The sequence below is a fragment of the Gymnodinialimonas sp. 202GB13-11 genome (assembly GCF_040932485.1).
Classification (GTDB): Bacteria; Pseudomonadota; Alphaproteobacteria; order Rhodobacterales; family Rhodobacteraceae; genus Gymnodinialimonas; species Gymnodinialimonas hymeniacidonis.
The window spans coordinates 846,018-861,462 of sequence record NZ_JBFRBH010000001.1 but is presented as its reverse complement, the minus strand read 5'-3'; the positions used below and the strand labels follow the sequence as shown (position 1 = coordinate 861,462).

10 protein-coding genes are annotated in these 15,445 nt (G+C 61.5%); 4 read left to right on the top strand and 6 right to left on the bottom strand.

The window, feature by feature from the left end; genetic code table 11:
* Positions 1-53 precede the first annotated feature (53 nt).
* The 4 genes from V8J81_RS04345 (at position 54) to V8J81_RS04330 (ending at position 5,835) form a co-directional block, all read left to right on the top strand.
* The gene (locus V8J81_RS04345; RefSeq protein WP_368474523.1) at positions 54-1,607 is read left to right on the top strand and encodes an ABC transporter substrate-binding protein; all 1,554 of its coding nucleotides are present in this window, start codon (positions 54-56) and stop codon (positions 1,605-1,607) included.
* Between the two features lie 142 nt (positions 1,608-1,749).
* On the top strand, positions 1,750-2,754 hold the full coding sequence (locus V8J81_RS04340) for an ABC transporter permease (protein WP_368474522.1): 1,005 nt from the start codon (positions 1,750-1,752) through the stop codon (positions 2,752-2,754).
* Positions 2,754-3,716 (top strand): ABC transporter permease, encoded by a 963-nt coding sequence (locus tag V8J81_RS04335; protein ID WP_368474521.1) that lies wholly within the window; start codon positions 2,754-2,756, stop codon positions 3,714-3,716. Before V8J81_RS04340 ends, V8J81_RS04335 begins: the two co-directional genes overlap by 1 nt.
* Before the next feature lie 415 nt (positions 3,717-4,131).
* On the top strand, positions 4,132-5,835 hold the full coding sequence (locus V8J81_RS04330; RefSeq protein ID WP_368474520.1) for an ABC transporter ATP-binding protein: 1,704 nt from the start codon (positions 4,132-4,134) through the stop codon (positions 5,833-5,835).
* A gap of 101 nt (positions 5,836-5,936) precedes the next feature.
* On the opposite strand, the gene V8J81_RS04325 is transcribed toward V8J81_RS04330, so the two are convergent.
* The 6 genes from V8J81_RS04325 to V8J81_RS04300 form a co-directional block, all read right to left on the bottom strand.
* Positions 5,937-9,035, bottom strand: coding sequence for an alpha-mannosidase (locus V8J81_RS04325; protein WP_368474519.1), 3,099 nt, complete (start codon positions 9,033-9,035; stop codon positions 5,937-5,939).
* 18 nt (positions 9,036-9,053) lie between these two features.
* The gene (locus V8J81_RS04320) at positions 9,054-10,781 is read right to left on the bottom strand and encodes an ABC transporter ATP-binding protein (protein WP_368474518.1); all 1,728 of its coding nucleotides are present in this window, start codon (positions 10,779-10,781) and stop codon (positions 9,054-9,056) included.
* Between the two features lies 1 nt (position 10,782).
* Positions 10,783-11,736 carry an ABC transporter permease gene (locus tag V8J81_RS04315; protein WP_368474517.1) on the bottom strand — a complete coding sequence of 318 codons (954 nt, stop codon included), beginning with the start codon at positions 11,734-11,736 and terminating at the stop codon, positions 10,783-10,785.
* 4 nt (positions 11,737-11,740) lie between these two features.
* Complete coding sequence (locus tag V8J81_RS04310; protein WP_368474516.1) at positions 11,741-12,748, bottom strand: ABC transporter permease; 1,008 nt, start codon at positions 12,746-12,748, stop codon at positions 11,741-11,743.
* Between the two features lie 69 nt (positions 12,749-12,817).
* Positions 12,818-13,585: a phytanoyl-CoA dioxygenase family protein gene (locus V8J81_RS04305; RefSeq protein ID WP_368474515.1), complete on the bottom strand. Its 768-nt coding sequence runs from the start codon at positions 13,583-13,585 to the stop codon at positions 12,818-12,820.
* 98 nt (positions 13,586-13,683) lie between these two features.
* Positions 13,684-15,423, bottom strand: coding sequence for an ABC transporter substrate-binding protein (locus V8J81_RS04300; protein ID WP_368474514.1), 1,740 nt, complete (start codon positions 15,421-15,423; stop codon positions 13,684-13,686).
* Between the last annotated feature and the right edge of the window lie 22 nt (positions 15,424-15,445).

The following is a 15,445-nucleotide window of genomic DNA, read 5'->3' as shown; positions in this document are numbered from 1 at the left end:
CCCCAAGCGGCGGACCGGGTCGCGCGCAACGATACACTCTGGGGAGAGACTTCATGAACCGCTATCTCGTCGCCAGCGCCTTGGCGCTTGCCACTGCCCTTCCGGCGCAGTCCGAAACCTTCCGTTGGGCGGCAACAACCGACCCGCAGACAATGGACCCGCACGCGGTCTCATCTGCGCCTGTTCTTGGTTTTCTGAACAACGTCTATGAAGGCCTCGTCCGCAGAGGCCGCGACATGTCCATCGAAGGCGCTCTGGCAGAAAGCTGGGAGCCTCTGCCCGACGGCGCAGGCTGGCGGTTCAACCTGCGCGAAGGTGTGACGTTCCACGGCGGCGAAGCGTTCTCGGCCGAAGACGTGCTCTTCAGCTATGAGCGTGCAAGCTCTGAGGACAGCGACGTCAGCAGCTGGTTCGCCCCAGTGTCGGACGTTGTTGTGGTGGACGAGTTCACAGTCGATATCCTGACCTCCTCTCCGCAACCAATTTTTCCCGACAGCATCGCCAATTGGATGATCATGGACAGCGGTTGGGCGGCTGAAAACGGTGCAGATCGCCCGGCCCGCGACGCAGAGAACTTTGCGACCCGCAACGTGAATGGCACCGGTGCCTTCATGGTCCAATCGCGCCAGCCTGATCTAGAGACAGTCCTTGTGCCGTTTGACGGCTGGTGGGGTGAGGTCGAGCATAATGTGACCGAAGCCATCTTCACACCGATCCAGAACTCCGCCACCGCCGTGGCCGCGCTTCTGTCCGGTGACATCGACCTAATCGACCCGGTGCCGGTGCAGGACGCCGCACGAGTCAACGATGCAGATGGAGTCTACGTGCTGGATGGCATCGAGGCCCGCGTCATCATGTTGGGCTATGCCCATGACCATGAGACGCTGCTGAACGGTGATCCGAACATCTTCGCCGATGTCCGCGTACGTCAGGCCGTGGGCCACGCTGTGAACGTGCCCGCGATCTTGCAGGCCATCATGGGCGGCGTGGCGGAAGAGGCGAGCCAGCTCGTCAGCCCTGCCATGCGCGGCTATTCCGAGGCCGCGTCCGAGCGTCCGGCCTATGACCCGGACCTTGCCCGTTCGCTGATTGCCGAGGCCGGCGCTGACGGCGCGAACTTCACGCTTTCCTGCCCCAATGACCGCTACCTGAATGATGAAGCCGTGTGTCAGGCCATCGTCGCGATGCTGGCGCAGGTCGGGCTGAACGCAACGCTCGATGCGATGCCGGTATCGAACTACTGGCCGGAACTGCGTGAAGACAATTTCGACATGTACCTGCTTGGCTGGTCGCCCGGCACCTTTGACGCCGAGCATCCGATCCGCTTCCTTGTCCACACCAATGGCGAGCGTTTGGGCACTTGGAACTTCGGTGGCTACTCCAATCCCCGCATTGATGAGCTGCTGCCGTTGATCCAGTCAGAGATCGACGACAGCGCCCGTCAGGCGATGCTGGATGAAGCCGCGCAGATCATCCAGGACGATGCGGTCTACAACACCATGTACGTGCAGCCGCTTCTGTGGGGTGTGCGTGACGGGATCGAATTGACCCAGCGACCCGACAACTTCTTCATCCTGCGCTGGGTGACGGTCGGCGCCGAGAACTAAGGGATGGCGCCCCGGCCTGTGCCGGGGCCCATGCACCCGGGGAGCGCACGCAATGCCCAAAGCTTGTTCGGTTCGGGTTCCCCGCCGTTAATTCTACCGGTCCAGACTTGACGCCCCCCACCCTTCACCGCACAACCGATCAATGCTCAGCTTCATCCTTCGACGCGTCTTTCAATCCGTGCTGGTCCTCTTGGTTGTGGGGCTTGTCGCATTCGCCATGTTCCGGTTCGTGGGCGACCCGATCGACACGATGCTGGGGCAAGAGCGCACGCTGCAGGATATTGAGCGGCTTCGAGAACAGCTTGGCCTAAACAAGCCCTTCTTCTTGCAATACTGGGATTTCCTCGTGCGCGCCGTGCAGGGTGATCTGGGGATTTCCTACCGGCAAGGCCGCCCGGTGGCCGAGATCATCGTCGAACGGCTGCCTGCTACACTTGAGCTTGCATTGGTTTCCGGCGCGCTGGCGCTGTTTTTCGGGATCGTTTTGGGCATTTTCACCGCGATCCGCCGCGATGGGATCACTGCGAACTTCGTCATGAGCGTCAGCCTTATTGGCGTGTCGCTGCCAACCTTCCTGATCGGGGTCTTGCTGATCTACGGTTTCGGGGTGGGCATCGACATCCGCATCCCGTTCACCGACACAGTGATCAATACCGGCGGCATGCCCACCTTCGGGCGTGGCGATACGGTTGATCTTGGCTGGTGGACGACAGGCTTTGCCACATGGGACGGGGTGCAAAGCATCATCCTTCCTGCGATCACGCTTGGCCTGTACCAGATGACGCTGATTATGCGGCTGGTGCGGGCCGAGATGCTGGAGGTGCTCCGCGCCGACTACATCCGCTTTGCGCGCGCCCGTGGCCTAGGCGACCGCGCGATCAACTTCCGCCACGCGCTCAAGAACACCATGGTGCCGGTGATCACGGTGACGGGTCTGCAGCTTGGCTCCATCATCGCCTTCGCCATCATCACCGAGACGGTGTTCCAATGGCCCGGCGTCGGCCTGCTCTTCATCAATGCGATCCAGTTCGTCGATATCCCTGTCATGGCCGCGTACCTGATGCTGATCTCGGTCATGTTCGTGGCGATCAACCTGATCGTGGATTTGCTGTACGTGCTCATTGATCCGCGGCTGAGGGTAAGTTGATGACCGACACGCCAGACGATATTCCAGCCATCCCCGAGGCCCGCGCGCAGAGCCGGTTCGTCCGCGCATGGGACAGCGACGTGGGCTATGCCTTCCGCCACTCACCCGTTGCCATGATCTCGGCCATCGTGACGCTTGTGCTGATCCTCGCCGCTGTCTTCGCGCCGCTCATTGCACCCCATGACCCGTTCAACCCGGCCACGCTAAACCTGCTGAACGGCCTGACCGCCCCCGGTGTGCCCTCGGCCTTCACCGGAGAGACCTTCATCCTCGGCACCGACGATCAGGGCCGCGATGTCTTCTCGACCATCCTCTACGGCATGCGCGTCTCGCTTTTCGTGGGTTTCGCGGCCGTCACATTTGCGCTGGTGCTTGGCGTAACACTCGGCCTGATCGCGGCCTATGTGGGTGGCTGGACCGAGACGATCATCATGCGCATCGCCGATATCCAACTGACCTTCCCATCGATCCTTGTCGCCATGCTGATCTTCGGCATCGCCAAGGGGATCACGCCGATCGAATACCGCGATCAGGTGGCGATTGCGGTGCTGATCCTCGCCATCGGGCTTTCCGATTGGGTGCAGTTCGCCCGCGTTGTGCGAGGGGCCACGCTGGTCGAGAAAAACAAGGAGTACGTGCAGGCGGCGCGGCTCATCGGACGTTCACCGTTCGTCATCATGGCCCGCCACATCCTGCCCAATGTGCTTTCACCGGTCCTCGTCATCGCCACGATCTCTCTCGCGCTCGCCATCATCGCCGAAGCAACTCTCAGCTTCCTCGGCGTCGGCGCGCCGCCCACCGAGCCCTCCCTCGGTACCCTGATCCGTATCGGCCAGACGTTCCTGTTCTCTGGCAATTGGTGGATTCTGGTCTTCCCGGCGGCCACTCTGTTGGTGCTGGCGCTGAGCGTGAACCTGCTCGGAGACTGGCTCCGCGATGCGCTTAATCCGAGGTTGCGGTGATGCGTGGGCCGGCTCTCTTCCTCGCGTTTCTTTGGACAGTCCCCGCGACCGGGCAGCCTATACCCGTTGATCCCTACTGCGCACTGCGAAGTCTGCTAGTCCTCGAGCAATACGACCGGGTCTGCGCCGCACCCGTTTCGCCATTATCGACGGAGCTTGATAGCACTATCAGCCTCTATGTGGATTTCTTCGTTCAATCATTTGGTCATCCTGCTTCGATCGTCGAAGCTGAAGTCGCACACTACCGATCTTCGCCCCTTCCTGATGAAGTTGACTGCACGTCCGAATGGAGGGCCCATTACCATGCCGGATTGGTCTCCGAGCCTGGTCGACTGATTGAAACCGCTGAAAGCGTTCTGAGTGGCGAACAGGAATTCAGTTACAACCAATTCCCATGCCTAAGGTTTGCGCCCGGATGAGCCTCCTCGAAATCGAAAACCTCACCGTCGAATTCCCGACCCGCCGTCAGGTCTTTACTGCTGTGAAGAATGCCCACCTCTCCGTTGAACCCGGCGAAATCCACGGCCTTGTCGGCGAGTCCGGTGCGGGCAAATCCACCATCGGCGCGGCCGTCATGGGCCTGCTCGACCGCCCCGGTCGCATCGCGGGCGGGATCATCCGGTATAAGGGTGAGGAAATCTCCGGCCTCGACGCGGACGCCATGCGGTCCCTGCGCGGCAAGAAGATCTCCATGATCTTCCAGGACCCGTTGACCTCGCTCAACCCGCTCTTCACCGTGCGGCAGCAGTTGGTGGAGACGATATCTGAGCATCTCGACGTCACCGATGATGAGGCCAACCAACGCGCCCGCGACCTGATCGACCGCGTCGGCATTCCCGACCCTGAGACGCGCCTCGACCAATATCCGCACCAATTCTCCGGCGGCATGCGGCAGCGCGTGGTCATAGCACTCGCGCTCTGTTCCGAGCCCGACGTCATCATCGCCGATGAGCCCACAACCGCGCTCGACGTCTCGATCCAGGCGCAGATCTTGGAGCTGATCAAGGACCTCACCCGCGAGCGGCAAGTGGGTGTGATCCTGATCACCCACGACATGGGTGTGATTGCCGATACGACTGACAAGGTAACGGTCATGTATATGGGCGAGGTGGTGGAGTCGGGCTCAACCGAACAGGTCCTCGGCCAGCCCAACCATCCCTACACCAAAAGCCTCATCGCCGCCGTCCCCCGCCCTACGGTCAAGCTGCACCGCTTTCCGCTGATCTCCTACGGTGGGCGCGTAACAGAATTCGCGATCGAAGACCTGAAGCGTAACTGGCCGTCGATGGACGTGGACCGTTCCAAGCCACTGGTAGAGGCCAAAGGGCTGACAAAGACCTTCCTGCAAAAGCGCGCCATCCTGCCGCGCAACCGCGAATACTTCACCGCCGTCGATCAGGTGCGGTTCGACATCAAAGAAGGCGAAGTTTTTGGGTTGGTGGGCGAAAGCGGTTCCGGAAAATCCACCATCGCGCGGATGATTGCGGGGCTCTACCCCGTCGATGGCGGCGAGGTCTGGTTCGACGGCAAGCAAGTCGCACCCATGCCCGGCGGCGTGCCGGATGATTTCCGCAAGCAGATCCAGATGATCTTTCAGGATCCTTATTCGTCGCTCAATCCGCGGATGCGCGTGGATGAGATCGTGGCCGAACCAGCGCGCCATCATGGGCTATTGGCAGGCCAAGCGCTGAAGGATCGTGTGGCGGAACTGCTTGACCGCGTGGGCCTTGGCGCGGAAGCGGGCCTGAAATACCCGCACGAATTCTCCGGCGGGCAGCGGCAGCGCATTTCCATCGCGCGCGCTCTCGCCACGCAGCCGCGCTTCCTGATCTGTGATGAGCCGACCTCAGCGCTGGACGTGTCGATCCAGGCGCAGATCCTGAACATCCTAAAGGATTTGCAGGAACATCTGGGCCTGACGATGCTGTTCATCAGCCATGACCTGCCCGTGGTGCGCCAGATGTGCGACCGGGTGGGTGTGATGAAAAACGGCGAGCTGGTTGAAGTGGCCGAGACCGAAAGGCTCTTCGCCAACCCGCAGCATCCCTATACGCAAAGCCTGCTGTCGCTGATGCCACGTCTGGATGGTCTGAGTGACGAAGGTTTGGCGGTGGCGTAAGCCTGTTGGTTTGACCCGCTGGCGCGGCCGACCAAGCAGCGGGCGCTGACCCCCGAGGCATTTTTGAAACAAGGAAGACATGCCGCTCGTTGCGGGACGCGTCAGTGCAATCTCAGGCGCAAGGTCACGATCTCGTAGGGCGAGAGCGGGAAGGATAACGTTCCGTCCGTAAGCGCAAGGGGGGTGCCGCCGTCTTCAAGCAGGCCAACCTGTTCGACGGCAGTGACCGCATCCGAGACTGCCAAATCCACCGGCCCGCGCGTTGCATGGGCCTCGAACAAGCGCACAATCACGCCATCGCCATCCTCGGCCGGTTTCACCGTCTCGATCACTGCGCGGTCTGACAGGCTGCGCACCAAGGGCGCGGCCAAGCTCCCCTGCCCGGGCCCGCGCAGAACACGCGGCGGATAGTTCAGCGCATAGGATTCGGCCCGCACATCCACGCGCGTGTTACCCAGATGCGGCAGCAATGCGTAGGTGAAGCGGTGCGCGCCCTGGTCAGCTCCGGCATCTGGCATCGTGGCAGATTTGATCAGTGACAGGCGCAACACATCGTCGCGCACATCGTAGCCGTATTTGCAATCGTTGAGCAGCGCGACGCCGTAGTCGCCCTCGCTCAGGTCCGCCCATTTTTGCGCTGGCACCTCAAACTGAGCGGCATCCCAGGAGGTATTGCGATGGGTGGGCCGGTCGATCTGACCCCATTGAATGTCAAAGGTCGCGCGGCTCGCCCGAATATCGACGGGGAAGGCCGCTTTCAGCAGCAAGTGCGTCTCGTGCCAATCCACGTCCGTTTCGAAATCGACCCGGGCGGAGCCACGCCGCAGCACAATCCGCTGCGTGATCCGGCTCTGACGAAACGCGCGCTCGACCTCAACGATCGCGCGCAAGGGGCCTGTCTCTAGCACGTCGATCCGGGTCAACCCGCCGACCAATTCACCGCGATCTTCAAAGAAGATATCGATGTCCCAAGCATCCCAGCTGACAGGGCGGTCTTCGAACAGTTCCAAACGGTTGCCGAGCGCCTCGGGTTTCAGAACATCGCGCCCGGCGCGTTTGTCGTAGAGCCGCGCGATCATGCCGTGATCACCGATCTCGACGCGCAGCAGGTCGTTTTCCAGAACCGCCCCGCCATTCTCCGCCATAGAGGCGCGCGCACCATCCACCTGCGCGCCGGTCTCGGCCCTTTGCAGGGCGCGGGCCGAAAGCGACGCTCCTTCCGGCATTTCAACCAGCACGCCATCTGCAACGGTTTGGGCAGGTAAGGCCCTGCCGTTCTCGGCGGCTGGCGCGTCAAGCACAACCTGCCGCGGTCCCGGCAACGGGGCGCCGTCCAGCACGAGCCAATCCGCACCCTCCGGGACCAACGCCGCCCCGGCGCGCGCAAGCACCCCTTCAACCTGCTGCATGATCCAGTCGAAATCGGCGCGCGCATCCTCGAACACCGCACCTATTGAGGTACCGGTCAGGATGTCATGGAACTGGTTGGTGCAAAGCCGCTGCCACGCAGCCCTCAGATCCTCGGGCGCGCGTCCGCGCACCATCGCCAGCGCCATGGCCAGCTCCGCGTCGTGCAGCGCGACTTCAGCCTTGCGGTTGGCCCGTTTGATCCAGCCCTGGCTGGTCAGAACCCCGCGATGGCCTTCCAGATAGAACTCCCCCTGCCAGACCGGCAGGTTCTGCGCCTTGTCCTCCAGCGCCTCAAAGAACGCCCGCACCGTTGAGGGCTTGAGTTGTGGGGCACCCGGCATGGCCGACCAGACCTTGGCCTTGCGGATCAATTCATCCGTTGGCCCACCGCCGCCATCGCCATAGCCGTAACAGATCAGCAAATCGCGCACGCGATCCTTCACGGTAGAGCGAGACCAAGTTCCCACAACCTCCTCCGCCGTCAGGTCGGATTTGTAGTTGGTTGGAAACGGTAGGTGCTGAACTTCGCGCGGGGTCGTAAGGAATTGCGCCATCACGCGGGAGCCGTCGATCCCCTCCCACCAAGTGGTTGAGGCGGGCATCTGGTTGTATTGGTTCCAGTTCACTTTGTTGGTCACGAACCAACGCAGCCCGGCCTGTTTCATCAATTGCGGCAGACAGCCAGGAAACCCGAAGGTATCGGGCAACCATAAAACGGGTGTCTCGGCCCCTTCGCCGAACGTCTCGTCACAATAGCGCCGGGCCAGTGCGATCTGGCGCACTAGCGCCTCTGGCCCCGGCATGTTCGCGTCGGGTTCTACCCACATACCCCCCAGAACCTCCCACCGGCCTTGGGCCACGCGGGTCTTGATGCCCTCAAAGATCTCGGGGAAATCCTCTGCCGTCCAATCGTAGAGTTGCGGTTGCGAATGGCTGAATTGGAATTCCGGGTGCTTCTCCATCAGCCGCAGCACGTTGGAATAGGTCCGCGCGTTCTTCTGCCGGATCTGTGCGATGGGCCAGAGATAGGCCACATCCATATGTGCATGGCCCGCCGCGTGCAGGTGAATGTCCAGCGACGGCCCCGCTTTTTCGAGTCCCTCCAATAGCTTGGCCGTGGCCGGCGCGACCGAGCGGCGGAAGTCCTCGCCCATCGGATCGCGTGTATCGAGGGTCAGGAACGCCTGATCGAGCGCCGTCAGGATCGCGTGTTTTTCGGGGCGGTTGTCGTTCAGTTCTGAACACAGATCGAGCGCCACCTCCGCCATCGTCTGGAACCCTTCCAGCGCCCTGTCGATCTCGATCACGGAGCATTCCTTCATCAGAAGCTGCGTGCGATTGTTCGGATCCGGCGGCCAGCCCGACAGACCTGTCCAGCCGTGGATCAGCAAATCGTGGGGCAGACCATCGGCGAAGCGAGCGGGGATTTCGATCGTGTGATGATACCGGTCAGCGGAGGCAATCGCTTCGCCGTCGATATGGAGCAAGCCCTCGGGATGGGTGAAAATATCCCCCGCCACGCCCAAAGGCAGGTGCAGCGCGGGATGCCGCCAGCCTTTGGGCACTGTAAAGCGCGACCGCAGGACGAAATGCATATCCTGTCCGCCCCAATAGGCATTCCAGTCCAACCGTGGGCCAGAGGCGTTGCAGGCAAACAGGCTTAGATCGGGGCGCGCCGTCGCATCCGGCAATTCTTCCAACACAAATAGGTCAATGGGCGCCCGACGCGCCGCCACCATGGGTGCGATCAGCCGCAGGCGTTGGGCCACTTTCTCCGCCGTCAGTCGCATCCGGTGCGACGGCATCGCTCAGCCCTGCCTCAACGTGAAACCGGGGATATCCCCGCGATAGACCGTCTCGGGCGTGCCGCCGATCTCAGCCAGCGCGTCTAAGGCCGCGCGCGCATCGCCCGCATCGCCCCAGTCGCGATCCAGGTCGGGCCATGGGATCGAGTCGATCAAAAGCCGCGTGTAGGCATGCTGCGGATCGCCGATCACTTCTTTAGGCGGCCCGGCTTCGACCACATGACCGTGGTAGAGAACCATCACGTAGTCACTCACATGATAGGCCGTCGCCAGGTCATGGGTGATGTAGATGATCGAAATCCCGTGCTTGTCCTTGAGGTCGTGGATATTGGCGAGGATCGTGGCCCGCAGGCTGGCATCCACCATCGACACAGGCTCATCCGCGATCAACAGCTTGGGCGATAGCATCAGGGCCCGCGCCACGATCAGGCGCTGACGCTGCCCGCCGGAAAGCTGGTGCGGATAGCGACCCAGAACCAGCGACGGATCAAGACCCACCGCTTCGCAGGCCTTGTGCATTTCCGCGTCAACATCGCCCTGCATCCCAAAGTTCTCAAACGGGAATTTCAGAGCGTGATTGACCCGGTAGAACGGGTTGAAACAGGCATAGGGGTCTTGGAACACCGCCTGCACCTGCTTGCGAAACTCCAGCCGCTCACCCGCGTTCATCCGGTTGATGTCGTCGCCCTTGAACCGCACAGCACCCGCCGTCGGGTCATTGAACCCCAACATGAGCGAGCCCATGGTCGATTTGCCCGACCCCGATTGCCCGACGATGGAGATGATCTTTGGCTCCTCCCCGTCCAGAGCGAAGCTCATCGGATGCAGCGCCGTGACCGCGCCGTAGACCTTGCTGACACCGTCCAACTCCAACAGCGGCACATCCAGCGCCTCACCCTTGGGCGGTGCAGCCTGCGCGTTTAGAAAGCTGTCTCCGCCGACCAGCGGGACCGATGAAATCAGCTCACGCGTGTAGGGATGTTCGGCATTCTCGATGATCTTTCGGACCGGGCCGAATTCCACCAGCACGCCCTTTTTCAGCACCGCGATGTCATCGACCGATTGCGCCATCAGCCCCATGTCGTGACCGATCAGGATCAGGCCCGCACCGATCTTCGCCTGCATCTCCCGCAAGGTCTGCATGACATGGCGTTGCGTGATGACATCGAGCGCCGAGGTCGGCTCATCCGCAATGATCAGGTCCGGTGTCAGGCAGGTGCCAATGGCGATACAGACACGCTGTTTCATGCCACCGCTCAACTCATGCGGATACAGCCGCCCCACGACCTTTGGATCCAGCCCAACACCCTCAAGCGCCGTATTGGACCGCTCCTGCAGCGCCGTCTGCTCCAACGCCCCTTCATGGGCGACAACGGCATCCCAGATCTGCGCCTCCACCCGCATGACCGGGTTAAGCGAGTTCATCGCCCCCTGCGGGATGTAGCTGATCTTGCGCAGACGGACCCGCCGCATCCCTTCCTCGTCGAGGTGCAGAACGTTTGTGTCACCCTCCAACGAATTCAGATGCACCTCGCCACTCGCAACGAATCCCGGATTGGCCAGCATCCGCATCGCGGCCAGCGCGGTCGTGGTCTTGCCCGACCCGCTTTCACCGATGAACCCGATCCGGCGCCCCTTCTCGACGGACAGCGTCACATCGGTGACGGCATGAACAACGCCCTTGGAGGTCGGGAAGTCGATATGGATGTTCTTGATGTCGAGGACGCTCATCTCACAACCTCCTCAGGCGCGGGTTCGACACCTCATCGAGCCCCAGATTGATCAACAAGAGCCCGATGAACATCACCATCAGAAGGACAGTCGGAAAGCCCCACCACCACCACATGTCCCGCGTCAACGCGGCACTGTCGATGGCGTCATAGATCACCCGGCCTAGCGTCGGCACACGTTGCGGGCCAAGGCCCAGAACCTCCAACCCCACCGCCGTCACAATCGACGTGGTGACGTTCGCGATGAATGAGCCAAAAAGGTACGGCACCAGATTGGGCAGCATCTCTCGAAACATGATGTGCCGGTCCGACGCGCCCGACAGCCGCGCCATCTGCACATACCCACTCTCGCGCATCGACAGGACCTGCGCCCGGATCAGGCGCGTGGGCGATTGCCAGACGAAGGCTGCGATCAAGAGTGACATCATTGTCAGCGTGATGTCCCCGAAGCTGGCTTGAACCACGACAAGGATCAGCAGCGGCGGAATAGTGATCATCACATCCGACCCCACCCGGATCACGTCATCGACGCGTCCCCCGGTGTAACCCGCTGTGAAACCCAGAAAGATGCCAAGCGACATGCCGATCAGCGAAGCCAGCACACCGACATACAGCGAGTTCGGCGCGCCCACGATCAACAGCGCGAGCAGGTCCTTGCCTGCCACATCGGTGCCTAGCGGGCTGGAGGCCAGACCAACCTGCCCGCGCAGGTTCTCAAAGCCCACGGGCGCTTGGCTCGGCATGACCGCGCCGGTGAACACAAGGTCGGTGTCCCAGAAGATGCGCCCGAAAATCCCAAGGGCCACGATCCCCATCAAAAGGGTGATGCCCCAGATCAGTTTCGGATTGTTCCACGGATTGTCGAACCGCTTCATGCGCTTGAGCTGACGCTTCGTCAGACCCGCCATGTCGGGCGCGGCAGTCTCCGGTGCGGCTGCGTTTGTAGGATCAGACATCTCTTTACCCTCCCAACCGAATGCGTGGATCGATCAGCGGGTAAAGCAAATCGACAAGGAACACCGCCAAGGCCGTCATCAGGATAATGACGAAGCTGACCCCTTGTATGACCGGGTAATCCTGCGTGAGGATCGCGTCGTAGAGCAGCTTGCCCATCCCCGGATAGGCAAAGATACGCTCCACCAGAACCTGCCCCGCCACCAGCATCCCGATCTTCAGAGCGAAGGCCGTGATCTGCGGCAGGATCGCATTGCGGATCATGTATTTGTACAGAATGTAGCGCTTTTTCAGGCCCTTGGCCTTGGCCAGAACCGTGTAATCCTCGCCCTGCACCGTGATCATCAGACCGCGCATGCCAAGTGCCCAAAACCCGAACGTTACGACAACGATAGACATGGCCGGCAAGACGCCGTGGTGGATGACCGACCCGATGAACGACAGGCTCCATTCCGGCTCCACCCGGATGCCATATGCCCCATTCAACGGGAACCACGGCAAGGTGCTGGAGAAGATGTACATCAACAGCAGCCCCGACAGGATCGGCGGCATGGAGGTGAAGACCATCATCGCGGGGATCACCGCTTTCCACGGGCGCGGCGTGTGTTCCCAGACCATCAAAGCGCCCAACAGATTGCCGATGATGAAGGTAATGATCAGCGCCACCATCATCAGGCCAATGGTCCACGGCAGCGCATCGCCGATCATCTGCGCCACTGGTGTCGGGAAGGAGTTGGTGGACAGGCCGAAATCGAAGGTCAGCGTGTTCTTGATATAAAGCCAGTACTGCACGTACCATGGATCGTTGAAGCCGAAGCGCTCCATCAACTGCTCCATGATCGCGCCCGAATTTTCGATCGTCCCGCCGCCCGAAGCCATGCGCCCCAGCATTGCGTCAATCGGGTTCACCGGCGAAAGCCGCGGGATGATCCAGATCAGCGTGGCGGCAATGAACACCGTCAGAAACAGCGTGAAGACGCGGTTCAACAGATACCGTGCCAGTCCCGTCGCCATGCGCTTTCCTCCCGTTTGGTTAATGGGGCGGCCTCTTGCCGGGCCGTCCCCGAATATGTCCCGGCGCCGTTAGGCCGCCTGCCCCGCAGCGGTGCGGGAAATCGTGTGGTTCCAGCCGCGCAGAACCATGCGCTCGTCGGGGTGCGGGCAGCCGGGCTCGACCGCGTCGCGTCCATCGTAAAGCTGGCAAAGCACCGTCTTGCGGGTCTTGTCAGCCCGGTTCGGCATCGACCCGTGCAACGTGAAGTAATGGAAAAACACCACATCACCGGGCGCGCATTCCACCGGGGTGGCGTCGGCAATCGGGTACTGGTCCAGCACGTCGTTCTGCTGCCGACCATTGGCCCCTTCGATCCGCCCCAACTTGTGAGAACCGGGGTAAACCCGCAGGCACCCCATCTGATCAGTCGCTTCGCTCACATGAATAATGCCCGCGATCATGCTGTCCTGAAGTGTCGGGAAATACGGCCAATCCTGATGCATCGGAAAGGGGGAGCCGTTCTCGGACGGCTTCTGAAACAGCTTGGAATGGTGCAGGATGATATCCTCGCCCAAAATCGCCTCGGCCACATCCAGAAAGCGCGGGTTGAGAAAGGCGTTCAGCCACGTCCGCGAATACTTCTGCACGTTATGCGTATGCAGGATCACGTCACCCTTGGCTGCGATCTTGTCGGTCTCTCCGCCATCCCATGTGGCATCCACGACCTCGCCGCTGGCGGTCAGCTGCCGCACAATCCCATCGAAATCGCGCTCCAGCGCGGCCACTTCGTCGGGCTGAAACAAGCCCCTCGCGTGGTAGAACCCGTGTTCGTCGAAAAATTCCTTAACGTCAGACATCTGCCTGAACCTTTGTGTCTCGGTGAGGCGGGGCGAGGGAGTACGCCCCGTCTGAGGGCCGGTGGGCGAGGCGCAAAACGCCCCGCCCCTTGGCCAAATCACTCGGCGCGCGTCAGATTGTGAATGATCTGATGGCCCGAGTTCCACCAGTGGAACGGATGGTTGTAGTAGTTTGCATCGGTCGGCCAGCCTTCCCAGTAGGTCGTGTTCATGGGTAGCAGCTTGAACGACTGAACCAGCGGGATGAACGGCATGCCTTCAGCCAGATGACCATAGGCTTCAGCCACCATGCCCGGGATCGCGGGGTCGCCCACGGCCATGCCTTCCATCTCGTCGACGATGGCGGAATAGGCCTCAGCCGATTCCCCGGTCCAGCGGGACGTGTTGTTGAAGCCGGGCGAACGCTCGCCCACCGGCACCACATCAGCCACCGTGTAACGACCCATCGAGGCCCACGGCTCGTTCACCGATCCGCACGACAGCCACGAATAGCTCATCTCGTAGGCGCCGAACGGCAGGACCTCACCCCAGAACACGCCGTTTTCGACCGGAACGGAGCGCGCATCAATGCCCGCCCGCTGAAGCTGTTCGACGATCAGGTCAATGGTCCGGGTGTACTCGGTCGAGGCCGAGTTCACATGGATCTCAACCGACAGCGTCTCACCATCGCGGGTGTAGTAATCCCCGTCGCGGGTCCAGCCTTCGGCCTCAATCAGCGCCTGACCCGCCTCTACATCCGCCGAAGCAGACAGGCCATGGCCAGCCTCAAGCACCGCGTCGATGAACGGGCTCATGGAACCGTAGGCCGCAAACATCGTCTGGCTCGGGGTGGTCGCCCCTTCCACCGCGATATTGGCGATCTGGCTGCGGTCGATGATGTGGTTTACCGCGCGACGCATGTTGGCGTTGTCCCACGGCGCGATGGTCGTGTTGATCTCCAACTGGCGCGGGCACGGATCGGCGGCGGCATAGGGATAGCCCTCGTACCAAGCGATTACAGCCGGGTTCTGGGCCTGAATGGCCTCAAAGGTGCCGACAGACACGTTTTGCGAGGCATCCAGATCGCCGGCGATCATCAACTGCGCGCGGCTTTCCTCACCGCCCGATTCAAGGAAGATCACGCGGTCGGGCTCAGGCATATCCATGAAGCCGGTCTCGGCGCCCCACCAGCTTTCGCGGCGGTCCCAGATTGCACGGTTCGAGGCGCTGCTCTCGTACTCATAGGGGCCAGTGCCAATCGGTGGGAAGAAAGTGAAGGTGGCGGGATCTTCTGCCGCGCTCCAAACATGCTCAGGCATGATCAGGAAGCTGCCGAAGATGCGCACGCCAAAGTTCTCAACCGCGAAACGCGGGTTCGGGGCGTTCAACGTGAATTGCACCGTGTGGCTGTCCAGCGCCTCGACCGAGGCCACCTGCCCGCGCAACGTCGCCACTTCGCGCGCTGTCAGTTCCTCATTCTCCAAAGCCATGTTGACGGTGAACACCACGTCGTCCGCGTCAAACGCTTCGCCATCCGACCACGTGACACCCTCGCGCAGCGCAATGGTCCAGACAGCGCCATCCTCGTCAGAGTTCGCCTCCAAGGCCAGCCACGGGTCCATCTCACCGGTGTTGTAGTTGAGGATGAACAGCGGCTCCCACATCGTTTGGTGCGCGCCGTGCATCCGCCGAATGCCGGACCCGTCCGTCATCCAGTTGAAGTTTTCAGGGTCGCTGATCGTGCGGTCCAGATCGAAGATCACCGTATCTTCGCGCGCCACATCCTGCGCGTGCGCACCGCTGGCAAGGGCCAACGCCATCGCAGCCGTGCCAAGCAGCATTTGAGTTGTCTTCTTCATCAAGTTTCCTCCCTAGGGTCTT